Here is a 24,577-nt window from a genome sequence, read left to right on the forward strand (position 1 = left end):
TTGAGATGAACCAGCAAACGGCTGCGGCCCAGACGAGCGGCGCGGAATACGCCGCCGGGACTTCGCTGCTCGACGAGATCGTCGAGAAGAGCAAGGTCGCGAAATCCGATTCCGAGCATGCCCGCGCGAAGGACCTGATCGGCGAACTCGTGCACCAGGTGCTCGACGGCACGGTGATCGTGTCGGACAACCTGTCGGCGACGATCGACGCGCGCGTCGCGGAGCTCGACAGCCTGATTTCCGCGCAGCTTTCGGCGGTGATGCACGCACCGGAATTCCAGCGCCTCGAAGGCACGTGGCGCGGCCTCGACTACCTGGTCAAGGAAAGCAATACGGGCCAGACGATCAAGATCAAGGCGCTGCACGCGCCGAAGCGCGAGCTCGTGCGCGACTTCAAGAGCGCGTCCGAGTTCGACCAGAGCGCGCTGTTCAAGAAGGTCTACGAAGAGGAGTTCGGCACGTTCGGCGGCTCGCCGTTCGGCACGCTGATCGGCGACTACGAGATCTCCCGCCAGCCGGAAGACATGTACTTCATCGAGCAGATGTCGCACGTCGCGGCGGCCGCGCACGCGCCGTTCATCGCGTCGGCGGCGCCGGAGCTGCTCGGCCTCGAAACGTTCTCCGACCTCGGCAAGCCGCGCGATCTCGGCAAGGTGTTCGACACGGTCGAATACACGAAGTGGAAGTCGTTCCGCGATTCCGAGGATTCGCGCTACGTCGGCCTGACGCTGCCGCGCTTCCTCGGCCGCCTGCCGTTCAATCCGAAGGACGGCCAGATCGCCGAGAGCTTCAACTTCGTCGAGGACGTCGACGGCACGGACCACGACAAGTACCTGTGGTGCAACGCGGCATGGGCATTCGCCGCGCGCCTGACGGCGGCATTCGACGACTTCGGCTGGTGCGCGGCGATCCGCGGCGTCGAAGGCGGCGGCCTCGTCCAGGACCTGCCGACCCACACGTTCAAAACCGACGACGGCGAGGTCGCGCTGAAGTGCCCGACCGAGATCGCGATCACCGACCGCCGCGAGAAGGAGCTGAGCGACCTCGGCTTCATCCCGCTCGTCCATTGCAAGAATTCCGACTACGCCGCGTTCTTCGCCGCGCAATCGGTGCAGAAGCCCAAGAAATACAGCACCGACAGCGCCAACGCGAACGCCGTCCTGTCCGCCCAGCTTCAGTACATCTTCTCGGTATCGCGCGTCGCGCACTACCTGAAGGCGATGATGCGGGACAAGATCGGCAGCTTCGCATCCGCGCAGAACGTCGAGACGTTCCTCAACCGGTGGATTTCGCAATACGTCCTGCTCGACGACAACGCGACGCAGGAACAGAAGGCGCAATTCCCGCTGCGCGAGGCATCCGTACAAGTGTCAGAGATTCCGGGCAAGCCGGGCTCGTATCGTTCGGTCGCGTTCCTGCGCCCGCACTTCCAGCTCGACGAACTCTCGATTTCTCTGCGGCTTGTCGCTGATCTGCCCAAACCGGCAAATTCATAAGCGAAGAATCGCCCGGGCGGGCCGCCTGGGTAGGACGTTAAAACCACCTCTTTGGGGAGTCGAAGGCCATGTTAGACATGTATCTGAAGTTCGGTAATCCGGCCATCAAGGGCGAGTCTGCGGACAAAGACCATGATGCCTGGATCGAACTGAAATCCTGGGACCATTCCATCATCCAGCCGCGCTCGGCGACCGCGTCGACGGCCGGCGGCCATACGTCGGAGCGTTGCGAGCACGGCGACATGGTGTTCACGAAGGAAATCGATTCGTCGAGCCCGCTGCTGTACCAGCACGCGTCGGGCGGCACGACGTTCGATGAAGTCACGATCGACTTCATGCGTTCGGACGGTGAAGGCCAGCGCGTCAAGTACCTCGAGGTCAAGCTGAAGTACGTGATCATCTCGAGCGTCACGCCGAGCGTGCAGAAGGAAGGCCTGCCGCACGAGACCTTCTCGCTGAAGTACGCTGCCGTGCAGTGGAAGCAGACGCAGCAGAAGATCGGCGGCAACCAGGGCGGCAACACGCAGGGCGCCTGGAGCCTGACGAAGAACGACAAGACCTACGCGGTCTAAGGTCGGTTGCGGCAACGGGGCGTCGCGTCCCGTTGCCGTTTTCACGTCGCGTCCCGGCCTGATGAAACGATTCGAACCGAGCTTTCTCGACAAGCTGTTCGACGATGAACCGCACTTGCCGGCTTCCGCGGCGATGCGGCAATTGTCGCTGGAAGAGCTGAAGAACACGGTCGCCCGCGATGTCGAGGCGATCCTCAATACCCGTATCGCGCATACCGACCACGAGCTGGCGACGCTGCCGGAATGCCAGAAGTCGGTGCTGACCTACGGGCTGAACGATTTCGCGGGCCTGAGCCTCGCGAGCCACTACGACCGCACCTACATCTGCAAGTCGATCCAGCAGGCGATCGCGCGCCATGAGCCGCGCCTGCAGCAGGTGCAAGTGATGTTCGAGCTCAACGAGCAGTCGACCAACGCGCTCTATTTCGCGATCCAGGCGCTGCTCGTCGTGCACCCGGCCGAAGAGCCGGTCAATTTCGACGCGATGCTGCAGCCGTCGACGCTGCAGTATTCGGTCACACGCGCGCGCGCCGCGAAAGCGCAGTAACTTACGCCGCCGCGCGGGCCGGACCGTCCGGCGCGGCAAGCAATGAAAGAGGTTCGGGGTCGTCGATGGAAGAATTGCTGCCGTATTACGAGCGCGAATTATCGTTTTTGCGGCGCTATTCGCGCGATTTCGCCGAACGCTACCCGAAGATCGCGGCGCGTCTCGCGCTCTCCGGCGAGCATTGCGAGGATCCGCACGTCGAGCGGATGATCGAGTCGTTCGCGCTGCTCGGCGCGCGGATCAACAAGAAGCTCGACGACGACTACCCCGAATTCACCGAAGCGCTGCTGGAAGTGCTGTATCCGCACTACCTGCGGCCGTTCCCGTCGTGCTCGATCGCGCAGTTCGCGCTCGGCGCGCCGGGCCAGCAGACCGAGCCGGTCGTCGTCGAGCGCGGCACCGAGCTGAAGAGCCGCCCGATCCGCGGCGTGCAGTGCCGGTTCCGCACCGCCTATGACGTGACGCTCGCGCCGATCCGCATTTCCGAGGCGCGCTACACGCCGGTCGCGCTCGCGCCGAGCGCGACGGTGCTGCCGCCCAACGCGACCGGCGTGATCTCGATCACGTTCGAATCGCTCGCGGCGCAGCTCGATCTCGGCGCGCTGAAGCTGTCGACGCTGCGCGCGCACCTGCACGGCGAGCAGTCGTTCGTCGCCGCGCTCACCGATTGCCTGTTCGTCAACGTGCTCGGCGCGTACGTCGAGCCGGAGCGCAACGGCCGCTGGACCGCGCTGCGCAAGCTGCCGATCACGCAGGCGGGCTTCGACGAGGGCGACGCGCTGATCGACTACCCGGCGAAATCGCATCCGGCGTACCGGCTGCTGACCGAGTATTTCGCGTTCCCCGACAAGTTCGACTTCGTCGATTTCGACCTCGCCGCGATCGCGCGCGCGTCCGGCCGCTGCCAGCGCTCGACGCTGCACCTCGTGCTGCAGGACGTGCGCGGCGACTCGCACGTCGCGCGCCTGCTCGAGCTGCTGAGCGCGAACCATTTCCGGCTGTTCTGCACGCCGATCGTCAACCTGTTCCGCCAGCACGGCGAGCCGATCCGCATCACGCACCGCGCGGTGTCGTACCCGGTGATCGCCGAGGCGCGCCGCGCGTTCGCGTACGACGTGTATTCGATCGACTCGGTGAAGCTCGTGCGCCAGCAGGCGCACGAGGAATCGGTGATCGAGTTCCGGCCGTTCTATTCGCTGCACCACGGCGAGTCGGCGCGGGTCGGCCATTACTGGTTCGCGCGCCGCAACGACTGGGTCGCGCAGAAGAGCCCCGGCTACGAGACCGAGATCTCGATCGTCGACATCGATTTCGAGCCGACGTCGCCGCAGACCGATACGCTGAGCCTCGACCTGACCTGCACGAACCGCGACCTGCCGGCGATGCTCGCGTTCGGGCTCGAGGGCGGCGACCTGTTCCAGGAAGGCGGCGCGCAGACGAGCAGCATCGCGCTGCTGCGCCGGCCGACGCCGAGCGTGCGCTTCGAGCGCGGCCGCTCCGCGCACTGGCGGCTCGTGTCGCATCTGGCGCTCAATCACGTATCGCTCGTCGATCACGGCCTCGCGCCGCTGAAGGAAATGCTGACGCTGTACGACCTGCGGCGCACCGCGGTGTCGATGCGGCAGATCGACGGGCTCGCGGGCATCGAGCAGCGCGGCGCCGTGCAGTGGCTGCCCGGCAAGCCGTTCGCGACCTTCGTGCGCGGCATCGAGATCCGCGTGACGATCGACGAGGAGCACTTCGTCGGGTCGAGCCTCGCGTCGTTCGTGCGCGTGCTCGACAGCTTCTTCGGGCTTTACGTCCACCTCAACAGTTTTGTCCAGCTGGTCGTCGTGTCGAAGCGCACCGGCGAGGAGATCATCCGATGCAAGCCCCGGACCGGCGAATCGATCCTGGCGTAGTCGGCGCGCTGCTCGACGAGCCGCACCGCTTCGAGTTCTTCCAGGCGGTGCGCGTGCTCGAGGGGCTGTTCGCGCGGCAGGCGACCGATGCGCCCGGCGCGTGGCGGCATGGCGACGCCGTCGCGCAGCGCATCGCGTTCCGCAACACGCTGTCGCTCGGCTTTCCGGCGAGCGAGATCGAGCGCCTGCGCTCGTTCGACGACAACGGCGCGCCGCTCGACGCCGCCGACGCGCGCGACGCGGCGCTCGCGGCCGGCGAGCTCGGCCGCGTCGAGCTGACGCCCGCGTTCTTCGGCCTGCTCGGCGCGCAGGGCGCGCTGCCGCTGCACTACACCGAGCAGATCGTCGCGCGCGAGTACCTGAAGCGCGACCACGCGGCGCGCGCGTTCTTCGACGTGTTCTCGAACCGCGCGACCGCGCTGTTCTACGCCGCGTGGAAGAAATACCGGCTGCCGTTCCATTACGAGCTCGACCGCGACGAGCGCTACCTGCCGCTGCTGCTCTCGATCGCGGGCGTGACGAGCGACGAGGTGCGCGACAGCCTGCAGGCGGGCGCGGGCGGCGTGCTCGACGAGGCGGTGGCCGGCTATGCGCTGGCCGCGCGGCACCGGCCGATGTCGGCCGCGTACCTGCAGCGCACGCTGTCGGACTACTTCCGCGTGCCGGTGAAGATCGACCAGTTCGTCGGCAAGTGGTACGACGTGCCGCCCGACCAGCTGAGCGTGCTCGGCGAGGTCAACGCTGTGCTCGGCGGCACCGCGCTGGTCGGCGAGCGCGTGTGGCAGCGCGACATGCGCGCGCGGATCGTGGTCGGCCCGCTGGCGAAGCGCGACTACGAGGCGTTCCTGCCCGGTGGCCCGCGGGCGATCGGCCTCGAGCGGATGCTCACGCTGCTCGCCGGCGTCACGCTCGAATACGAGGTGTCGCTCGTGCTCAAGCGCAGCGAGGTCGGCCCGAGCCAGCTCGGCGCGGGCGCGCGGCTCGGCTGGGACGCGTTCCTCTGCACCCGCGACGCGACGCACGACCGCACGGATGCGCGCTACGAGCTGCACGTGATCCACTGAAATACCCGAACACAACAATACGCGACGCAAACGAACCTGAGATCGACGCCATGAGCACGCCCCTGAAGACCCTGATCACGAAACTGAATCCGCTGTGCCGCCAGGCGACGCAGCACGCGGCGAGCGCGTGCCTCGCGCGCGGCCACTACGAGGTCGATCTGGAGCACCTGTTCCTCGCGCTGCTCGACGAGCCGGCGGGCGACCTGCCGCTGGCGCTGCGCGCGAGCCGCATCGATCCGCACGCGCTGCGCGCGGATCTCGAGCGCGAGCTGACGCGCCTGAAGACCGGCAATACGCGCACGCCGGTGTTTTCCGTACACCTGATCGCGCTGTTCGAGCAGGCGTGGCTGATCGCGTCGCTCGATTCGCAGCTCGGCCGCATCCGCTCGGGGCATCTGCTGCTCGCGCTGCTGACCGCGCCGGACCTCGCGCAATTCGCGCAGCGGATGTCCGCGCAGTTCGCCGAGTTCCGCGTGACGGACCTGAAGCACAAGTTCGACGAGATCACCGCCGGGTCGAGCGAAGCCGAGCCGCGCCAGGCGGACGCGGGCGGTGACGGTGGCGATGCGTCGGCGCTCGACGCGGCGCCCGCGTCCGGCCCGTCGAAGACGCCCGCGCTCGACACCTACACGACCAACCTCACGCAGCGCGCGCGCGACGGCAAGATCGATCCGGTGATCGGCCGCGAGGCGGAGATCCGCCAGGCGATCGACATCCTGATGCGCCGCCGCCAGAACAACCCGATCATGACGGGCGAGGCGGGCGTCGGCAAAACGGCGGTCGTCGAGGGGCTCGCGCTGCGCATCGCGGCCGACGACGTCCCGCCGCCGCTGCGCGGCGTCGCGCTGCACGTGCTCGACATGGGCCTGCTGCAGGCCGGCGCGAGCGTGAAGGGCGAGTTCGAGAACCGGCTGAAGAGCGTGATCGACGAGGTGAAGAAGAGCGCGCATCCGATCATCCTGTTCATCGACGAGGCGCACACGATCATCGGCGCGGGCGGCCAGGCCGGCCAGAACGACGCGGCGAACCTGCTGAAGCCGGCGCTCGCGCGCGGCGAGCTGCGCACGATCGCGGCGACCACGTGGAGCGAATACAAGAAGTACTTCGAGAAGGACGCGGCGCTCGCGCGGCGCTTCCAGGTCGTGAAGGTCGAGGAGCCGAGCGAGCCGCTCGCGGCCGCGATGCTGCGCGGGATGTCCGGCCTGATGGAGACGCACTTCAACGTGCGGATCCTCGACGACGCGATCACCGAGGCCGTGCGCCTGTCGCACCGCTACATCAGCGGCCGCCAGCTGCCGGACAAGGCGATCAGCGTGCTCGACACCGCGTGCGCGAAGGTCGCGCTCGCGCAGAGCGCGACGCCGGCCGCGATCGACGACACCAAGAAGCGCATCGAGCGGATCGACGCGGAAATCGCGTCGCTCGAGCGCGAGGCGGCGAGCGGCGCCGCGCACGACGAGCGGCTCGGCGAGCTGCGCGGCGCGCGCGACGCCGCGCTTGAACAGCTTGCGGCCGACGAAGCCCGCTACGAAGGCGAGCGCGCGATCGTCGCCGAGATCACCGAACTGCGCGCGGCGCTCGACAAGGCCCGCGGCCCGTCGGAGGACGGCGAGCCGGTCGACGTGCAGGCCACGCGCGACAAGCTCGCCGAGCGCGTCGCGGCGCTGCATGCGCTGCAGGGCGGCGAGCCGATGGTGCCGCTGCAGGTCGACGGCCATGTGGTCGCCGAGATCGTCGCGTCGTGGACGGGCATCCCGCTCGGCCGGATGGTGAAGGACGAGATCGGCACGGTGCTGAACCTGCAGCCGCTGCTCGCCGCGCGCGTGATCGGCCAGGACCACGCGCTGGAGGCGATCGCGCAGCGCGTGCGCACCGCGTCGGCGAGCCTCGAGGACCCGAACAAGCCGCGCGGCGTGTTCATGTTCGTCGGGCCGTCGGGCGTCGGCAAGACCGAAACGGCGCTTGCGCTGGCCGACATCCTGTACGGCGGCGAACGCAAGATGGTCACGATCAACATGAGCGAGTACCAGGAGGCGCACAGCGTGTCGGGCCTGAAGGGCTCGCCGCCGGGCTACGTCGGCTACGGCGAGGGCGGCGTGCTGACCGAGGCGGTGCGGCGCAATCCGTACTCGGTCGTGCTGCTCGACGAGGTCGAGAAGGCCCACCCGGACGTGCTCGAGATGTTCTTCCAGGTGTTCGACAAGGGCGCGATGGACGACGCGGAAGGGCGCGAGATCGACTTCCGCAACACGCTGATCATCCTGACGTCGAACGTCGGCTCGTCGGCCGTGATGCAGGCCTGCCTGAACAAGCCGGCCGAGGAGCTGCCCGATCCGGACGCGCTCGCCGAAACGCTGCGCCCGCAGCTGTACAAGACGTTCAAGCCCGCGTTCCTCGGCCGCATGAAAGTCGTGCCGTACTACCCGATCTCCGACGACGTGCTCGCCGAGATCATCGACCTGAAGCTCGACCGCATCCGCCGCCGGATCGACGCGAACCACAAGGCCGTGTTCGAGTGGGACGAGTCGCTGGTCGACGCGGTGCTCGCGCGCTGCACCGAGGTCGACTCGGGCGCCCGCAACGTCGACCACATCCTGAACGGCACGCTGCTGCCGGAGATCGCGGGCCACGTGCTGGGCCGGATCGCCGACGGCGCGGCCATCGCGCGCATCGCGGTGCGCGCGGACGAAGCGGGCGAGTTCGTCTATACGGTCGAATGAGCGCGACGCGCGAAACCTCATGCATCAACGGATTCACTGAACCATGCCGATCAATCTTCCCGAATTGCTGACGCCGATCAGCGACGCGTCGCCATGCGGCGACGACCTGCTGTTCTCGAACGATTTCGACGCGATCCAGGAGGCGCGGCGCTTCGACGACCCGTCGCTCGACCAGGGCGAATGGGTGACCGAGATCAAGGAAGCCGACTGGGGCTTCGTCGTCGCGCGCTCGAGCGAGCTGCTGCGCACGCAGACGAAGGACCTGCGGCTGGCCGTGTGGCTGACCGAGGCGCTCGCGCTCGAGGACGGCATCACGGGTCTCACCGACGGCTACTCGTTGCTCGAGGGGCTGTGCCGCCAGTACTGGGACACCGTGCATCCGCTGCCGGAAGGCGACGACACGGAATACCGGCTCGGCAACGTCGCGTGGCTCGCCGGGCGCACCGCCGCGCTGCTGCGCGCGGTGCCGCTGACGGAGGGCGCGTCGAACGCGTTCAGCACGCTCGACTGGGAAGTCGCGCAGCATGTCGCGCAGGCGGTGAAACGCGACCCGGATCACGCGAACGACATCGCGCGCGGCAAGCCGTCGGTCGAGCAGATCGACGCGTCGCGGCGCATGACGTCGCTCGCGTTCTACTCGGCGCTGCTCGGGAACCTGAAGGCGTTCGAATTTGCGCTCGATGCGTTCGAGGAGACGCTCGACGCGCGCGCAGGCGATGCGGCGCCGAGCTTCCGGCAGGCGCGCGACGCGTTCGAGACCGTGTACCGGCTCACCGAGCGCTTCGCGCGCGAGCAGGGCTATACGGGCGCGCAGCAGCAGGCGCAGTCGCAACCGGCGCCGCCCGCACAGCCGGACCGCATCGAGCCGAGCTTCGGCGCCCCGCAATATACGGAGGAGACCCACGTGCAGCAGCAGCCCGTTTTGCGTCCGGTACCGCAGGTGATCGCCGGCATCCAGAACCGCGCGCAAGCGGTCGACCAGCTGCGCGCGGTTGCGCGCTATTTCCGGCAGACCGAGCCGCACAGCCCGGTCGCGTATCTCGCGGACAAGGCGGCCGAGTGGGCCGACATGCCGCTGCACAAGTGGCTCGAAAGTGTGGTGAAGGACAGCGGGTCGCTGTCGCATATTCACGAGCTGCTGGGGGTGAAGCCGGACGATCAGTCGTAAACGCAAACCGGGCGGCGCATGACTGCCGCCGCCCGGTTCGCGTCGCGCCGGCCCGCCATGGAGCCGGCGGCCTGCTTACTGCCCCACCCGGAAATCAATCCGTCGATTCCGCGCCCGCCCTTCGGCCGTATCATTCGGCGCGATCGGCTGATCCGGGCCCACGCCCGTCGTCGTCATCTGCTGCGACGCGATCCCCTTCGTGATCAGGTAGCCCTTCACCGCATCGGCGCGCGCCTGGCTCAGCGCGATGTTCGACGTGCGATTCCCCGAGTTGTCGGTATGACCGATGAGATCGACCGTGCGGTTCGGCATCTTCGACAGCGCCGCGGCCATCTGGTCGAGCACCACCTTGCCCTGCGGCGTGAGCGTCGCGCTGCCGGTCTCGAACTCGATCGTGCGGTTCGCGAGCGTCTGGTCGAGCAGCCCCTGCTCGGACGCCGACACGCGCAGCCCGTTCTTGATCGTGTAGGTCGGGTTCAGCGTGTTCGCCATGTCGCTCGCGAGCTGCTGGCGCTGCGCCTCGTTGTGCACCTCGCCCTTCATGTCGATCTGCGTGCCGTCGATCTTCAGCTGCCCCTTGCTGATCTGCTTGAGCTGCGGGCCGATCAGCTTCTGCACGTTCGCGCTCCAGTTCGGCGGCGTCGCGACATCGCCGATCTCGATCTGGTCGACGACGTTGGCGGCGCCATAGGTGTCGCGCAGCTTCTGCAGAACGCCGGCCTTGGTCGCCTCGTCGGGCACCTTGCCGCCGACGACGACCTGGCCGGGCGTCGCGTTCGCCGGCGGCGGCGCCAATGTCGTCGTCGCGGCGGCCGGGTGCGCGGCCGTGCCGGAGGTCAGCGACGCGGGAGCGGCGGGCAGCGCGGTCGCCGTGACGTTGCCGTTGCCGACCGGCGTGACGGTCGCGCCGCTGTTCTGCGCGAAGCTGCTGGCGCCACCGGCGAGCAGGCCGGCGGCGAGGAGGGCGGCGAGGACGGGCGAGAAGCGCGCGCGGCGGGCGTGATTCGTGTTGCGCATGCCGTCAGCCTCCGATGAATGCTTCGCGGAACGCGTCGATCGCGAAACGCAGGGACAGTTGCGGTTGGTCGAGGTAGCTGACGAGCTTGCTGATCTGTTGATCGTTTTGCGCATGGGCGTCGATCCACTCCGGATCGTCGATGTCGATGTTGTGGGCGGCGTAGGTCTGCGGGTCGACGACGCTCAGCAGCGTTTTCGCCGACGCGCCGTTGAAGCCGATGATGAGCCGTTCGCGTTCGGCGATCGAGCCCATGAAGATCGCGAGTTCGAAATCGGCCTGCGCGATGAAGGGCGCGATCAGTTCGAGCCAGAACGCCGCGACGAGACTGCGGTAGAACGGGTCGACCGGCAGCGGCAGCGTGAGGCCGCGCTCGATGTGCGACGAGCCGCTCTGCATCACCGGGCGCAGCAGCGAGCCGAGCGCGAGCATCGCGCCGCGCAGCCGCACCGGGTGGCCGCTCGCGAGCAGCATCTGCTCGAGGCCGTACAGCGACTGGTGCTCGATGAAATCGTTGAACGTGCCGTCGTGCGCGTTGCCGGGGCCGCCGATCTCGATCGGCACCTGCGTGTCGCCGAGCGCCTGCAGCGCGCCGGGCGGCTCTTCCTTGCCGAGCAGCGCCGGCATCTGCTGCGCGACGCGCGACCACAGCCGTGCGAACGCGAGCGGGCTGCGCGCGAGGAATGCGACCGGCCGGTCGACTTCGAGCGCGGCCGCGCCGAGGAACGGGAAGCGTCGCATCGACACGTCGTGGCTCGCGACCATGTGCCCGGCGATCGCGAGCCGGCTGCGCGAGCCGAGGAACGCGAAATGCATCGGCTGCGCGCCTTCGTAGACGATCTTCCAGCGCGGGTCCTCGGCGAGCAGCTCGAGCGCCTGCGCGATCCAGTGGTCGAGCGTCTGCAGCAGCTGCGGGTTGTGCGGGCTTTTGACGAAGTCGCCGCGCGACGGAATCTTGCCGAAGTAGGCGATCTGCGCCTGAACGGTTTGCGTCATTGCGCCCCCGGTGCGTTCGATGCGGTGGCGGCTGCAACGGCCGGGGCGGCGCCCGACGCGCCCGACGCGCCCGCGCCCGGCTGGGCGGTGGCGTTGAGGGCCGAGCCGGCGCCGACATCGGCGACCGACGACGGCAGGCGCAGGCCGCGCAGGCTCTGCTGCTGCGGCTGGTCGCCGCCGCCGCCCGTCGGCTGCGACGTGCTGATGATGCGCATCGTGACCGACACGTTCACGTTGCCTTGCGTCCACGTGAGGTCGAAGGTGCCGTCCGGACGGCGCTTGCGCTGCGCGGAGTTGATCAGCTTCTCGAGACCGTAGCGGCCCGGCTCGTTGACGAGCTGGATCGTGCGGCCGTCGAAGGTGGTCGCCGACAGCGTCGCGCCCGGCGAGCCCTGCGGGTTCGGCCACACGAAGTTGGTCCACTGCGGCGGCGTGTTGCGGTAGCGCAGCTGCTGGCCGTCGATCGCGACGGTGTACTCGGTCGTGCCGCTGCTCGGCTGCGGCAGGATCTGGAACACGGTCTGCGGTTCCGACGACGCGCCGCCGCCGCCCGCGCCCGCCGCGCCGCCCGCGAGCGGCGCGACCCAGCGCGCGAAGCCGTTCGTGAAGTCCGGCGCGAGCGCAAGGCCCATGTCGCCCCAGGTGCGGGCCGCGAGCGTGTCGCCGCGGCGCACCGCGAGCGGCCCGAGCGTCGTGCCGACGAACTTCGCGATCGAGCCGTCCGGACCGAACACCTGCGCGATCTCGCTGGCGCCGGCCTCGACCTTCGCGCTCGCCGCGAACGGGTACTTGGTCGCGAGCGAGCCCTGGAACGGCTGGTAGACCTGCGCGTTCCACACCTTGTTGACTTCCGCGCTGGCCGGCTGGATCACGACCGAGAACGCCTGCATCAGCGGCCGCACCAGCAGCGGACGCAGCGACTTGCGTTGCGTGTCGGTCAGGCCGGTCAGCATCTGCTCGTCGACGAACTTCAGCGAATCCGCCAGTTCCGAGCCGTTGCCGTCGAGCGTCTGCTGCATCAGCTGGCGCGCGCCGGGGCCCGGATCGCCCTGGTTCTTGATCACGTTGAAGCGCGTGCGGACCTTCGACAGCGTGTCCATGTAGCCCTTCAGCAGCGACGTGCCGTCATGCGCCGCGACGATCCGCGCGAGGCCGACGAACTCCTGGCCGACCGGGCCCATCGGCACCTCGGCCGGATTGCCGTTGATGTCGATGTTGGCGGCCGCCACCTGGCCCGCCTTCGTGCGCGTGAACAGCTGCTTGAACCAGTTCACGACGCCCGTCTGCGCCTTCTTGATCGTCGCGTTCGCGAGCGACGGGTTGTCCCACGAGGTCTGGTCGTACGCGGTCTCGAGCACCTTGCGGATCGGCGAATCCTGCGGGTCGCCCAGGCGGTTCATCCCGTCGACGGCCTGCCCGAAGCTGCTGAAGCCCTGCACGGCGATGCCCTGCATGAACTTCTGCCAGTGCTGCGCGTACTCGGTCTTGTACATGCCGACGAGCGTCTTCTGGATCTGCTCGGGGCTGCCCTCGAGCGTCAGGTCGTCCTGCGTCGACGTGTTCAGCACCCAGTCCTTCGCCTGCAGTTCCTTGGTCGCCGCATCGCGGATCGCCGGCTGCACGTAGTCGAACCACGCGTCGCGCGTGAACGTGCCGGGGATCGCGTAGCTGCCGGCGATCAGGCCGCCGTTGCCGTCGCCGACGATGCGCGCGATGGTCATCGGCGCGAAGCGGGTCGACGCGCGGGCCTTGATTTCCTCATACACGCGCTGGCGGGCCGGCATGCCGCGCACGACGCGGCGCAGGTTCTCGCGGGTCTGGTCGACGAGCGAGAGGTTCGCTTCGATCATCGGCCAGTCGTTGTCGTTCACGCGCGCGAGGTAGAACGAGATCATGCGCTCGGCGCTGCGGATCATCTCGTCGCGCGGCATGTTGCCGCGATTCGTCTCCAGCCAGCCGCGCCAGAAGCGCGCGACCTGGTCGGTCAGGTGCGCCTGCTCGACGTGGCGCTTGTCGGACAGCATCAGGTAGGTCTTCAGCGCGTTGTACGCGTCCTGCACGTTGGTCGGCGACGCGTCGCTGTACAGGCCGCCCTGCGGCGCGGCGGCCGGCTGCGCGGCGGCGCCAGGCTGCGCGGCGGCGCCCGGCTGCGCCGAGGCCCCTGCCGCGTTCGTCGAGACCGGGATGGCGCCGCCTTGCACGGCGCCGGACTCCGGCGGGCGCGTCATCGGCACGAGCTGGTCCGGGTGCGCGTTCACGTCCTTCAGGAACGACGCGAGGTTCTGCGACACCGGGTTCAGCAGGACCTGGCGCACGCCGTTGTAGTACTCGGTCAGCAGGTGCTGCTCGAGGCGGTCGCCCTGGTAGAGGCCGAGCGACACCGACACCGGCTTGTCGCGGCGGAACTGCTCGAGCTGTTCGATGCGGTCCTCGAGGATGTCCATCGCCTGCAGGCGCGACTGCAGGTCGTTGCGGCCCTGCTGCATGCGCGTGACGTTGTCGAGGTCGGCCTGCACGTTCGCGACCAGCTGCTGGTTGCCGATCGTCGACCAGGTCCAGCCGCCGAGCGCGAGCGCAAGCGCCGCGACGAAGCCGAAGAAGGTCGCGTAGCGCAGGCGCGTCTTGGTCGGGCTCGCGAACTGGCGCACCGTCTGGCGGTCGGCGAAGATCACCTTCGAGAACAGGTCGCGCAGGAAGAAGCCGTTCTTCGAGAACGCGCTGTGCGGCTTCGGCAGCGCGTTTGCGTCGAGGCCGAAGCGGTGCGCGATGCGCTGCGCGGCGGCGCTGCTGGTCTCGCCTTCCTGCAGCGCGCTGGTGAAGTAGAAGCCGCGGAAGATCGGCTTGTACTGGAACGGGTTGTTCTCGAACAGCGTCGCGAGGAACGCGCGCAGCGCCGGCTTGATCGTCGAGAACTCGAGCGGGAAGCTCAGCTGGCCCGGCGACGCCAGGTTGCCGCGCGACAGCGACAGCTGCGCGACGCTGATCTCCTTCAGCCCGTCGTACAGCTCCTCGAAGCGCTCGTCGAACTGCGCGACGACGTCGCGCTTCTCGTCCGGCTCGTAGGGGAGGGTGGCGCCCCACACGCGGTCGTATTCGTGCTTGTCGCTGCTGCTGAAGAACTCGGTGAAGCCGGTGATCAGGTCGGCCTTCGTGAACATCACGTAGACCGGCGCGAACACTTCGAGCTTCTCGGTCAGCTCCTGCACGCGCTGGCGCAGGTTTTTCGCGAGGTTGATCGCGAATTCGGGGCGGTTGCCGGTGAGTTCGGCGATGCTCGCGGTGACGATGATGCCGTTGATCGGTGCCTTCGGGCGGTAGCGCTTGAGCAGGCCGAGGAAGCCGAGCCACTCGCTGCGGTCTTCCTCGTGCACCGAGTAGCGGCCCGCGGTGTCGAGCAGGATGCCTTCGGTCGTGAAGAACCAGTCGCAGTTGCGGGTGCCGCCGATGCCGTGGATCACCGCGCTGTTCTTGTCCGCGAACGGGAACTGCAGGCCGGAGTTGATCACCGCGCTGCTCTTGCCCGCGGCCGGGTTGCCGATCACGATGTACCACGGCAGTTCGTACAGCGCGGAGCCGCCCGACACCTGGCCGATCTTCGACGTCTTGATCGTCTTCACCGCATCGGACAGGCGCGTGCGCAGCACGTCGAGGTCGGCCGTCTTCGCGTCCGTCGCGGCTGCGGCGGCGGCAGGCGCGGTGATCTTGCCGGTTTCCGCCTGTTCCTCGAGCATCTCGCCGAGCTGGCGGTTCGCGCGCTTCACGCGCCAGCGGCGCCACAACGCGACGCCGAGCCACAGCACGAGGATCGCCGCGAACGCGAGCGCCGCCCACAGGAGCGGCAGCTGCAGCGTATCGGCGACGATGAAGAGGATCGCCGCGAGCGCGACGATCCCGACGATCGAGAGCGTACGCGGGTGAGTCAGCACGTTGAGGATGCGTTGCATAGGACGTTCAGGTTCCGGTGCGATTCGATGAGGCGACGCAGGCGCGCCGAGCGGCAAGGGTGGCGCCGCGATGTGTCGCCATGCTGTCAAACGGGGTGAAAGAGGCCGGCATCAATGCGCTCGCGGCATCGGGGAAGGCGCGCGCATTAGTGAAAGGACGCTGTGAGATTTAAAACGGGGCCGGCGGCCCGAGAAAATCGCGCACCGGAATGCACGACCGATTGCACCGCCCATATCGTTTCCTGCCGGGATATTAAAAAGCCCCATGCCGCCCTCATTATTTCCTGTCCGGCCAGCCCTGGCTAGCTGCCGCGTCCCAGTTTAAAACCGGGTTTATGGTATTCGACGTGCCCCAGATCCATCATTTTCCAGCGTCCGCCCCAGGTCAGGCCGACCTGTTCGGCGGTCTGTCCGTATAACTGGTAGCCGCGCATCGCCCACGGATCTTTCTCGGAAATGACCAGCTTGCCGTCGCGCAGGAACGCGTTGTCGGACGCCAGCCCGAATTGGTGATAACTCTGGAACGCCGCCGCATTGGTCACGTTGCTGCCCATTTGCGCCAGCCGGTTTTGCCGTTCCGGGCTCCGGTAACCTTCCAGCAATGCCATTTCATAACCGTGCTGCTCGCGCATGATCTTGTAGACCAGCAGCAAGCGCGTGCGGAAATCCGGGTCCAGCAGGTTCCAGTCGCGGCTGGCGTCCTTCAGCGCCGGCCGCACCTGCTCGACTTCCTTGGTGGCAAAGACTTCCGGCGGCAACGGCGGGGGTGGCACGAGCTGCTCGCCCTCCAGCAGGGCGGCGATTTTCTCGTCAGGCGCGCGCGCCGTGTCGTCGAACTGGAATAATTGCCGGCCGCGCAACGCAATGGCGACCAATGGCGGCGTCGCAAGAATACCTGTCGACACCATAATCAGCAAGCGCCGCCGGACAAGTAAATTTTGCACATCGTTTAAAGCACCCCGGGTAACGCTTGCCGATTTAACAATCTGACTGCGGGTGCGATTGGCGCGATCGCTCGCGCGGCGCGTGAGACGGCCGTGAAACTGAGCCACGGATTCGAAAACGGTCGCCCGGATGCCGGGTAAAAGCAGCAGCGCCGCGATGGCGACTGCAAGGGCGAAATAGGCGACGAGTGCGACGGCAATCAACGAAATCCCCGGAAATTGGAATTGATTGTGTTTTGGAATGCTTGCTCTTAGAATCAGGCCTGCTCTGAGAGGCCGGGCTATATTATCGCGGCGAATTAAACCAGGATTCAATGAGACACTGAATGAGTGCGCCGGACAATTCGAATTCAAAGACTCCGCCCAGCCTGCTGTCCGACACGAACCAGGCCGACGGGTCCCAGCATTCGCGGATTCTCGCGAACCTGGAGGGACGCGTCGCGCAGCAGCCCGAACCGCCGCGCCGTTCGCTGAAGGCGCCGATCGCAGCCGTCGTCGCGCTCGTGGTCGCGGTCGGCGGCTGGGGCGCGTGGCGCATGCAGCAGGCGGACGACGCCCCCACGGCAGTGGCTGCCGCGCCCGCCGTGCCGGTGCCGGTGCCGGCGAAGGCCGCGCCCGCCAGCGCCGTTGCGCCGCAGGTCGCGCAGCGTGCCGCGAGCGCGCCGCAGCCCGCCACGATCGTCAATGACGACGCTGCTTCCCGAACCGTTGCATCCGCATCGTCCGCGCCCGCCGCGGACAACAGCCGACTGTCGCGCGCGCTCGCGGGCGGCGCCGACGACGCGTCGGGCGCCGCTGCGTCGGGCGCCGCGCCGGCCGCAGCCGCAGGTCCCAAAGCCGACGCCGCGAAGGGCGCGAAATCGACGGCCACGGCCGCCACGGTCGCCGCCCGCAGCAAGAGCGACGCCGCGCGCGCGAAGGCCGAAGCAAAGGCTGAAGCGAAAGCCGAGGCCAGGAAGCGTCGCAAGGAGCAGCAGGCCGAAGCCGCGCTGGCGAAGAAACGTCGTGACGCATCGGCGCGCACGGCGGCTGCGAAGCAGGGCGCGAAGGACGATCCGGATGCCGACCTGCTCGCGGCGCTCGTCGCGCGCACGAAGCCGGCCGACAAGAAGCCCGCCGCGACCGACGCGCAGGCCGCGCCGGCCAAGACCGCCGCGACGGCGGGGGGCGCGACGCTCGCCGCGCGCGTGAAGGAGTGTTCGGAACGCGGTTTCTTCGAGGATCAGCTGTGCCGGTGGCGCGTGTGCGACGGCCACTGGGGCAAGGATCCCGCGTGCCCGTCCGCCGCGCAGTCGCAGAACCGCCAGTAAGCCGCTCTCGTTTCCGACGCATCGCGCCGCCCACCGGGCGGCGCTGTGCTTTCGACGCCGCGACGCCGTACGTGACAGCGTCACGAAAACGCCACATCGGTCGGGCATACGTCGTGGTTCCTTTCCCTGCGCGGCGTCCGGGCGCGGGCGGCGCGCCCGCCGACGATGCCCGGCCGCCGCGCGCCGCTCGACCTTCGACATGATCGTACAGACTTACGGCGCGGATACCTCCGGCATGGTGTGCGGGTTCCGGTTCATGCCCGGCGAGCCGGGGGCGATGCTCGACGCCGAGGCCGCCGCCGATTGGCTGCGCGGGCATCGCGCCGCCGCGCCCGACGACGCGTTCGTCTGGCTGCACTTCAACCTCGCGCACGGCGCGAGCGAGCGCTGGATGCGCACGCACCTCGGGCTGCCCGGCAGCTTCTTCGAATTCCTGCACGAAGGGTCGCGCTCGACCCGCATTGAACAGGAAGACGGCGCGCTGCGCGCGATCGTCAACGACGTGATGTTCAATCTCGAACTGACGCCGTCGGAGATCGCGACGCTGTTCGTCCACGTCGAGCGACGCATCATGGTCACCGCGCGGCTCAAGCCGCTGCGCTCGGTCGACACCTTGCGCGCGAGCGTGCGCGACGGCGAGCGCTTCCGTTCGCCTGCGGAGCTGCTCGTGCATCTGCTGCGCGACCAGGCCGACCTGCTGATCCGGATCGTGCGGCGCACGAGCGTCGACGTCGACCGCATCGAGGATCGCTTCCTGTCGCAGCGCCTGACCGCGAGCCGCGTCGAGCTCGGCGCGATGCGCCGCACGCTGACGCGGCTGCAGCGCATGCTCGCGCCGGAGCCGGGCTCGATCTTCCGGCTGCTCGCGAAGCCCCCCGCGTGGCTGCATGCGGAGGACGTGCAGGAGCTGCGCGAGTCGACCGAGGAATTCTCGCTGGTGCTCGCCGATCTCGCCGGGCTCGTCGAACGGATCAAGCTGCTGCAGGAAGAGATCGGCTCGCGCCTCGACGAGCAGAACAACCGCACGCTGTTCACGCTGACGCTCGTGACCGTGATCGCGCTGCCGATCAACATCGTCGCGGGCTTCTTCGGGATGAACGTCGGCGGGATTCCGTTCTCGGAGAACAAGCACGGCTTCTGGCTGATGGTGCTGCTCGTCGCCGGCTTCACGGGGCTCGCCGCGTGGTGGGCGTTCTGGCGGCGCAACGACCGCTAGCGGCCGCTGCGCCTCCGGCGCGCTCAGCGCAGCAGCGCGATCGCGCGTTCGCCGATCACCATCCCGAGCAGGCCGACGAGCGCGACGAGCGGCGGGGCCGGCGAGCGCACGTGGAGCAGCGCGTACAGCACGCCGACGCCGAGGCCCACCGCGAGCGAGATCAGATAGTCCGTCATGGCTGTCTCCTTCGATTCCGGTTCGCGCGGCATCAGGGCTGGATGACGACGCGTTCGCGCGCGCCGGCGAGCACGGCCCGGTATGCGTCGTGCGCGCGTTCGAGCGGGTACACGTGGTCGTCGCCGATCGGGAACGCGCGCAACGTGCCATCCTCGAAACCGGGCGCGAGCGTGTCGAGGGTCCGCGCGACGGTGGCGCCGTCGAGCTGCAGCGAATCGACGCCCACGTACGTGTGCTGGCCGCGATAGAACGCGAAGATGTCGAACGGCATGCTGCGCTCGATCGTCGAGATGAAGATCTGCCGTGCGCCGACCGCCATCGACGCGTTGGCCGCGTCGAAATACGGGCTGCCGACCGTGTTGTAGACGATGTCCGCGCCGCGGCCGCCCGTCGCGGCACGCACCGCGTCGGCGACGGGCCGGCTCGATGCGTCGATCAAGCGCACGTCGCCCGACGCATGGCCGCGATAGCGCCCCGGGCCGCGCTCGACACCGATCACGGTCGCGCCGCGCGCGGTCGCAAGCTGGATCGCCGCCTGGCCGACCTTGCCGTTCGCGCCGAACACCAGCACGACGTCGCCGGCTTCCGGCATCCCGGCGCGGCGCAGCCCTTCATGCGCGGTGACGAACGGCACGCCGACGCCCGCCGCCTCGTCGAGGGTCAGCGCACGCGGCTTGCGGCGCACGTGCGCCGCGTCGAGCAGCAGCCATTGCGCGTGCGAGCCGTCGCGCCGCACGCCGAGGTCGCCGCCCGATCCCCACACTTCGGCGTCGATCCAGTCGGCAGGGCCGCTGCGCACGATGCCGGCCCAGTCGCGCCCCGGCGTGCGCGGCCAGACCGCGTGCGGCATGTAGCCGAGCGCGGCCTTGACGTCGCTCGGGTTGACGCCGGCCGCGCGGACCTCGATCAGCATCTGGCCGGTCGCCGGCACGGGTTGCGGAATCTCCCTGACGCGCGCATCGAGCGACTCGATGTCGGCGGCGGGGGCTTCGAAACGGAGACTGCGCATGGTGGGCTCCTTGACGGATGCCGCGCCCGCCCGGCGGGCCGGCGCGTGAAGTGGATCGGATGCACGCAGTCTAGTGGTCCGGATTTGACGCGGAAACATGCAAAGGCGCAGGATTGCTTTGCGCTGTACGCACAGGCAAGCGCCAACACGGATCACTTATGGACGACTTTCTTTCACCTCATCTGTCGCTGTTCGTCGACGTGGTCGAGCAGCAGAGCTTCTCGGCGGCCGCGCGCCGGCTGGGCGTCGCCGCGTCGTCGGTCACGCGGCGCATCGACCAGCTCGAGGTGCAGCTCGGGATCCGCCTCCTGCACCGCACCACCCATGCGCTCAAGCCGACCGAGGCCGGGCAGCTGCTGTATGCGCGCGCGACGCGGATGCTCGCCGAGATGCGCGGCTTGCAGGAGGACCTGCACAGCCAGCACAGCGAGCCGAGCGGCCTGCTGCGCGTCGATTGCCCGGCGCCGTTCGGCCGCCTGCACCTGATGGCCGCGCTCGTCGCGTTCATGCGGCGTCATCCCGCGCTGCAGGTCGAGTTGGTGCTGACGGACAGCATGGTCGACCTGCAGGGCGCGCGGCTCGGCTCCGAAGTGGATCTCGCGGTGCGCATCGGCCCGCTCGAGGACACCCGGTTCGTCGCGACCGTGCTCGCGCCGCAGCGGCGGGTGCTGTGCGCGAGCCCGGACTACCTCGCGCGGCGCGGCGAGCCCGGGTCGCCCGACGTGCTGGCCGCGCACGACTGCCTCGCGTGGCACGGGGCGCCGCCGCCGGGCGCATGGCAATTCGACGGGCGCCGTTACGCGCCCGCGCAGCCGCGGTTTCGCAGCAATCATTCGGAAGCGTTGCTCGAGGCCGCGATCGAAGGGCTCGGTCTCGCGCACCTGCCGACCTGGCTCGCGGCCGACGCGCTGCGCGCGGGGCGGCTGCGGGCGGTGCTGCCGCACTACGCGGCCACGCCCGAGCGGGCGACGATCCACGTGCTGCGCCAGCAGGCGCGCGGCAGCGCACGCGCGTCGCGGCTCGTCGCGTTCCTCGGCACCTAGTTCGCGCAGCCGGCGTGGGATGCCGCCTGGACGTGACGGGCGAACGCCAATGAAAACGGGCCTCGCGTGCGAGGCCCGTCGAAGCAGCGGGAAGCGTGACCGCCCGCCAGCGCCGCAGGCTGCGCGGCGCCGGACGGACAGGCGTTACTGCGTGAGCACCTTGCGCGGCGCGAACGTACCCTGATAGCGCAGTGCCGGACGTTCCTGCGGCGCCGTGAGGTCGTTGGTCCGCGGCGTCATGCGCAGGAGCGTCGCGGCCGGCGAGGCGACCGAGCCGATCGACGTCGAGCGCGAGGCCGGCGCGAGGTTGTTCGCGACCAGCAGCGCGGCTTCGCTCTTCAGGTTCGCGAGCAGCACCGGATCGGTCGAACGGTTGACCTGCGTGAGCAGCCCGCTCCATGCCGCGTCGCTATAGTTCACGACGTAGTAGTCGAGCCCGCTCGGGTCCGCCACCACGCCCGTGCAGCCGTCGATCCGGATCTGCGCCTGCGGATCCTTCAGCGCGTACGTCGTGCGATTGGCGAGACCCTGGCCGTACGCAAGCGTGATCGGCACCGTCCACTGCGTGCCCGGATACGGGTTCTTGTTCGGGAACGGCTGCTGCTTCAGCGTGACGATGGTCTGGTTCTTCGTCAGGTCGCACTGCGTGTCGAGCGTGACCAGCGGCACGCCGGTCTGGCGCGTGTAGCTGTCGCCGATCGGGCCGACGGCCTGGCCGGTCGACTTCGACACCGCGTCCCACAGGCGCTTCGGCGTGCCGTTGCCGAACGAGTAGTCGGTCAGGTACTGCTGCAGGCCCTGGCGCAGCGGCTGCTCGCCGACGAAGTTCTCGATCGTCTTCAGCACGTGGGCGCCCTTGTTGTAGACGAACGCGCTCGCGCTCACCACGAAGTCGTTCGATGCCCACCCGTTGAAGTTCGGCGCGACCGGGAACGCGTTCGGGCCGATGTCGCGGTTGATCACGCGATACTTGTTCGTCACCTGGTCGAGCCAGCTGAACTCTTCCGGGAAGAACTGGATCGTCGTCTTCACCTCGAAGAACCGCGCGAACGACTCGTTCAGCCACACGTTGTCCCACCAGTCGGCGGTGACGAGATCGCCGAACCACTGGTGCGCGACTTCATGCGTCAGCACCTGGTTGCCGTAGTGCGACATCGGCTTGCCCGGTTCGGGCAGGATGTCGTCCGCGAACTCGAGGATCGAGCCCCAGTTCTCCATCCCGCCGAAGTTCAGGTTCTTCTCGGCCTTGAACGCGTCGTTCGCGGCGACCGTGTCGAACTTCTTCAGCGGCAGCGGAATGCCCGTATAGCGATAGTAGAAGTCGAGCGCCTGCTTGGTCCGCTGCATCGCCGGCTGCGCCCAGGTGCGCATGCCCGGCGGCGTGAACACGCGCAGGTGCAGGCCCTTGCCGTCCGGCAGCGGGCTCGTGAAGTCGTCCTCGTAGGTGTCGAACAGGCCGCCGCCGAAGAACACCAGGTACGACGGCATCGGCGGGGTCTTCTCGAACGACACGAGCTTGTAGCCGCCGCCGATGCTGGTCGACGGCTTTTCGGCCCCGTTCGACACGACGCGCCAGTTCTGCGGCACTTCGGCGGTCACTTCATAGGTCGGGCGGAACGCCGGCTCGTCCCAGCCGGGGAACCACTGGCGCGACAGGTTGGTTTCGCCCTGCGTGAGGATCGCGCCGCTCGTCGTGCCGTCGGTGCTCTTCAGGTCGACGCGGAACACCCCTTCGGCGGCCGAGCAGCCCGGATACGGATCGTCGCCGCAGCTTCCGCCGGTGTGGTTGACCGGATCGTCGTAGGTCTTGAAGTTGATGATGCCCGACCACTCCATGTGCAGCGAGTAGCTGCCGGGCGAGATCGTGCCGCTCACCGGGCGCAGCTGGTAGAAGTCGCCCTTGTCCTGCGGCGTCGCGATCAGCTGGATGTTGCCGGGCTGCAGCGTGACGCGGCCGTTCGTGAACTTGATCCGGTGGCCGGCGACGACGATCGCGTTGACCGGCTTGAGCACCTTGATCTCGACGTCGGCGCGGCCGTCGAACGCGTTCAGCGCGTCGTTCGGGCGGAACCACAGCCGGTAGTTGACCGGCACGACGGTGTCGGGCAGCTCGACCGGGTGCACGCTCTTGTCGACGTTGGAAGCGGCCGGCTGAGGCGCCGACGCCGCGTTCGGGTTGCCGGCCGCGCTGAGCGCGGAGGCCGAGCCGACGCCGCCGTCATCGCCGCCGCATCCGGCGAGCGCGAGCGCGGCGACCATCGGCAGATAACGCATCTTGCGAATGTCCATCCACATACTGAAACCTCATTATTGAAAGAATCGTTCAGTGCTGCGAAAACGCCCGGCAAAAGCATTCCCCCGCCGTTAATCAACAGCGATGCGAAACGCCAATGACGGATTATTCGAAAAGACGGCCGGCTGACTACGTGAAGGTAATCATGGTTTGTTGCCCCCTATTGATTCTCGTTTGTCGGTTGACTTGCCGGTTCGATTTTCCCGGGCGCGCGTTGTACTGAATGGAATTCGCGCGCGCGGCACGTGGCGGCGCGCCCGCGCGGGCGCGCAACCCCGTCGAATCGACGACCCATGGAGCGGGCCGGGCCATGCGCCGCGCGACCGGAACGCACGTGTGCCGTTCCGTAAAATCGCCGTCATGCAGCTACAAGGTTTGTCGGCTTGCTCGAAGGATGGGTCAATATACTTGATGGTTTTGAGTAAAGGAAACGAAAAATTTAGAATCTGCATCGATTGAAATTTTTGCGCTGCATTGCACGATGACAGCGAAGGATTTGCATTTCCGTTTGGTCCGCGAGTTCGTAGTTTTAATGTATTAACCATATTCGGCATGCACGTGGACTACGAAATCCGGTGCGCCGCGCGTGCCCGGTACAATGCGGCGAGGATCGTTCGCCGCGAGGAGGCTGCTCATGCCACAGGTTTCATTCCGCGCCGCGCCGCTGCGCGCCGTGCTGTCGTTCATCGTCGCCGTGCTGCTGCTCGGCGGGTGCGCGAGCCTGATGCACGATCAGGTGCGAGTGTCGGTTGCGGGGCTCGACCCGCTCGTCGGGCAGGGGCTCGAGATGCGCTTCATGCTGAAGCTGCGCGTGCAGAACCCGAACGATGCGCCGATCGAGTACAACGGCATCGCGGTGGCGCTGGAGCTGAACGGCCAGCCGTTCGCGAGCGGCGTCAGCGATCGCGCGGGCGTCGTGCCGCGCTTCGGCGAGGCGGTGCTCGACGTGCCGGTCTCCGTGTCCGCGTTCGCTGCGGCGCGGCAGGCGTGGAACCTGGCCGGCGCCGCGTCGGCGGGCGAAATGCCGTATGCGCTGCGCGGCCGGCTCGCGGGCGGCGCGCTCGGCGCCGTGCACTTTTCCGATGCGGGCACGCTGCGGCTGCCGGCGCTGCCGGCGCTGCCTGCGCTGCCTGCGTCGGGCGGATGATGGTCGCCGCGACGC

Annotated in this window: 17 protein-coding genes and 1 pseudogene; 11 read left to right on the forward strand and 7 right to left on the reverse strand. The window is 68.2% G+C overall.

The features are described 5' to 3' along the window. Window positions 1-5: 5 nt before the first annotated feature. The 7 genes from tssC (at window position 6) to tssA (ending at window position 9,468) form a co-directional block, all read left to right on the forward strand. Window positions 6-1,496 (forward strand): type VI secretion system contractile sheath large subunit, encoded by a 1,491-nt coding sequence (gene tssC / locus B7P44_RS02370; protein ID WP_084900214.1) that lies wholly within the window; start codon window positions 6-8, stop codon window positions 1,494-1,496. Window positions 1,497-1,564: 68 nt separating this feature from the next. After that, window positions 1,565-2,068 carry an Hcp family type VI secretion system effector gene (locus B7P44_RS02375; RefSeq protein ID WP_010096526.1) on the forward strand — a complete coding sequence of 168 codons (504 nt, stop codon included), beginning with the start codon at window positions 1,565-1,567 and terminating at the stop codon, window positions 2,066-2,068. Between the two features lie 61 nt (window positions 2,069-2,129). After that, a complete protein-coding gene (gene tssE / locus B7P44_RS02380; protein WP_084900218.1) occupies window positions 2,130-2,615 on the forward strand; it encodes a type VI secretion system baseplate subunit TssE in 486 nt (161 codons plus the stop codon). Between the two features lie 65 nt (window positions 2,616-2,680). Beyond that, on the forward strand, window positions 2,681-4,516 hold the full coding sequence (tssF, locus tag B7P44_RS02385; RefSeq protein WP_084900221.1) for a type VI secretion system baseplate subunit TssF: 1,836 nt from the start codon (window positions 2,681-2,683) through the stop codon (window positions 4,514-4,516). Next, window positions 4,480-5,580, forward strand: a complete 1,101-nt coding sequence (tssG, locus tag B7P44_RS02390) for a type VI secretion system baseplate subunit TssG (protein ID WP_084900224.1) — start codon at window positions 4,480-4,482, stop codon at window positions 5,578-5,580. Before tssF ends, tssG begins: the two co-directional genes overlap by 37 nt. Before the next feature lie 50 nt (window positions 5,581-5,630). Continuing rightward, window positions 5,631-8,300 carry a type VI secretion system ATPase TssH gene (gene tssH, locus B7P44_RS02395; protein WP_084900226.1) on the forward strand — a complete coding sequence of 890 codons (2,670 nt, stop codon included), beginning with the start codon at window positions 5,631-5,633 and terminating at the stop codon, window positions 8,298-8,300. Window positions 8,301-8,343: 43 nt separating this feature from the next. Next, window positions 8,344-9,468, forward strand: coding sequence for a type VI secretion system protein TssA (tssA, locus tag B7P44_RS02400; RefSeq protein ID WP_084900229.1), 1,125 nt, complete (start codon window positions 8,344-8,346; stop codon window positions 9,466-9,468). Window positions 9,469-9,543: 75 nt separating this feature from the next. Here tssA and B7P44_RS02405 read toward each other — a convergent pair whose 3' ends face one another. The 4 genes from B7P44_RS02405 to B7P44_RS02420 all read right to left on the reverse strand — a co-directional run bounded on the left by B7P44_RS02405 (window position 9,544) and on the right by B7P44_RS02420 (window position 16,571). Next, the gene (locus B7P44_RS02405; RefSeq protein WP_084900232.1) at window positions 9,544-10,485 is read right to left on the reverse strand and encodes an OmpA family protein; all 942 of its coding nucleotides are present in this window, start codon (window positions 10,483-10,485) and stop codon (window positions 9,544-9,546) included. Window positions 10,486-10,489: 4 nt separating this feature from the next. Further along, the gene (gene tagF / locus B7P44_RS02410; protein ID WP_084900235.1) at window positions 10,490-11,479 is read right to left on the reverse strand and encodes a type VI secretion system-associated protein TagF; all 990 of its coding nucleotides are present in this window, start codon (window positions 11,477-11,479) and stop codon (window positions 10,490-10,492) included. Continuing rightward, complete coding sequence (gene tssM, locus B7P44_RS02415; RefSeq protein WP_084900238.1) at window positions 11,476-15,423, reverse strand: type VI secretion system membrane subunit TssM; 3,948 nt, start codon at window positions 15,421-15,423, stop codon at window positions 11,476-11,478. The genes tagF and tssM overlap by 4 nt, the downstream gene beginning before the upstream one ends. A gap of 302 nt (window positions 15,424-15,725) precedes the next feature. Then, on the reverse strand, window positions 15,726-16,571 hold the full coding sequence (locus B7P44_RS02420) for a M15 family metallopeptidase (protein ID WP_084900241.1): 846 nt from the start codon (window positions 16,569-16,571) through the stop codon (window positions 15,726-15,728). A gap of 122 nt (window positions 16,572-16,693) precedes the next feature. On the opposite strand from B7P44_RS02420, the gene B7P44_RS02425 reads away from it, so the two are divergent. Then, complete coding sequence (locus B7P44_RS02425) at window positions 16,694-17,677, forward strand: phage tail protein (RefSeq protein WP_084900244.1); 984 nt, start codon at window positions 16,694-16,696, stop codon at window positions 17,675-17,677. Window positions 17,678-17,876: 199 nt separating this feature from the next. Continuing rightward, window positions 17,877-18,893 (forward strand): transporter, encoded by a 1,017-nt coding sequence (locus tag B7P44_RS02430; protein ID WP_084900245.1) that lies wholly within the window; start codon window positions 17,877-17,879, stop codon window positions 18,891-18,893. Between the two features lie 26 nt (window positions 18,894-18,919). On the opposite strand, the pseudogene B7P44_RS02435 reads toward B7P44_RS02430, so the two are convergent. After that, window positions 18,920-19,069: pseudogene (locus B7P44_RS02435) on the reverse strand (DUF1427 family protein); the annotation flags it as partial. Window positions 19,070-19,101: 32 nt separating this feature from the next. Then, window positions 19,102-20,079, reverse strand: coding sequence for a quinone oxidoreductase family protein (locus tag B7P44_RS02440; RefSeq protein WP_084900251.1), 978 nt, complete (start codon window positions 20,077-20,079; stop codon window positions 19,102-19,104). A gap of 158 nt (window positions 20,080-20,237) precedes the next feature. Here B7P44_RS02440 and B7P44_RS02445 point away from each other — a divergent pair, with 158 nt between their 5' ends. After that, window positions 20,238-21,122: a LysR family transcriptional regulator gene (locus tag B7P44_RS02445; RefSeq protein WP_084900254.1), complete on the forward strand. Its 885-nt coding sequence runs from the start codon at window positions 20,238-20,240 to the stop codon at window positions 21,120-21,122. Window positions 21,123-21,266: 144 nt separating this feature from the next. Here B7P44_RS02445 and B7P44_RS02450 read toward each other — a convergent pair whose 3' ends face one another. Next, window positions 21,267-23,417, reverse strand: coding sequence for a M1 family metallopeptidase (locus B7P44_RS02450; protein WP_084900257.1), 2,151 nt, complete (start codon window positions 23,415-23,417; stop codon window positions 21,267-21,269). 632 nt (window positions 23,418-24,049) lie between these two features. On the opposite strand from B7P44_RS02450, the gene B7P44_RS02460 reads away from it, so the two are divergent. Further along, window positions 24,050-24,562: an LEA/WHy family protein gene (locus B7P44_RS02460; RefSeq protein WP_084900263.1), complete on the forward strand. Its 513-nt coding sequence runs from the start codon at window positions 24,050-24,052 to the stop codon at window positions 24,560-24,562. The last annotated feature ends 15 nt before the right edge of the window (window positions 24,563-24,577 follow it).

The sequence above is a fragment of the Burkholderia ubonensis subsp. mesacidophila genome (assembly GCF_002097715.1).
Lineage (GTDB): Bacteria > Pseudomonadota > Gammaproteobacteria > Burkholderiales > Burkholderiaceae > Burkholderia > Burkholderia mesacidophila.

Excerpts from the sequence above, each read along its gene's own strand:
- tssC (WP_084900214.1), top strand. The coding sequence starts at position 6 with ATGAACCAGCAAACGGCTGCGGCCCAGACGAGCGGCGCGGAATACGCC.
- tssA (WP_084900229.1), top strand. The coding sequence starts at position 8,344 with ATGCCGATCAATCTTCCCGAATTGCTGACGCCGATCAGCGACGCGTCG.
- tssG (WP_084900224.1), top strand. The coding sequence starts at position 4,480 with ATGCAAGCCCCGGACCGGCGAATCGATCCTGGCGTAGTCGGCGCGCTG.
- B7P44_RS02450 (WP_084900257.1), bottom strand. The coding sequence starts at position 23,417 with ATGTGGATGGACATTCGCAAGATGCGTTATCTGCCGATGGTCGCCGCG.
- B7P44_RS02375 (WP_010096526.1), top strand. The coding sequence starts at position 1,565 with ATGTTAGACATGTATCTGAAGTTCGGTAATCCGGCCATCAAGGGCGAG.
- B7P44_RS02440 (WP_084900251.1), bottom strand. The coding sequence starts at position 20,079 with ATGCGCAGTCTCCGTTTCGAAGCCCCCGCCGCCGACATCGAGTCGCTC.
- tssF (WP_084900221.1), top strand. The coding sequence starts at position 2,681 with ATGGAAGAATTGCTGCCGTATTACGAGCGCGAATTATCGTTTTTGCGG.
- B7P44_RS02430 (WP_084900245.1), top strand. The coding sequence starts at position 17,877 with ATGATCGTACAGACTTACGGCGCGGATACCTCCGGCATGGTGTGCGGG.
- tagF (WP_084900235.1), bottom strand. The coding sequence starts at position 11,479 with ATGACGCAAACCGTTCAGGCGCAGATCGCCTACTTCGGCAAGATTCCG.
- B7P44_RS02405 (WP_084900232.1), bottom strand. The coding sequence starts at position 10,485 with ATGCGCAACACGAATCACGCCCGCCGCGCGCGCTTCTCGCCCGTCCTC.
- tssH (WP_084900226.1), top strand. The coding sequence starts at position 5,631 with ATGAGCACGCCCCTGAAGACCCTGATCACGAAACTGAATCCGCTGTGC.
- tssM (WP_084900238.1), bottom strand. The coding sequence starts at position 15,423 with ATGCAACGCATCCTCAACGTGCTGACTCACCCGCGTACGCTCTCGATC.
- B7P44_RS02445 (WP_084900254.1), top strand. The coding sequence starts at position 20,238 with ATGGACGACTTTCTTTCACCTCATCTGTCGCTGTTCGTCGACGTGGTC.
- B7P44_RS02460 (WP_084900263.1), top strand. The coding sequence starts at position 24,050 with ATGCCACAGGTTTCATTCCGCGCCGCGCCGCTGCGCGCCGTGCTGTCG.
- B7P44_RS02425 (WP_084900244.1), top strand. The coding sequence starts at position 16,694 with ATGAGTGCGCCGGACAATTCGAATTCAAAGACTCCGCCCAGCCTGCTG.
- tssE (WP_084900218.1), top strand. The coding sequence starts at position 2,130 with ATGAAACGATTCGAACCGAGCTTTCTCGACAAGCTGTTCGACGATGAA.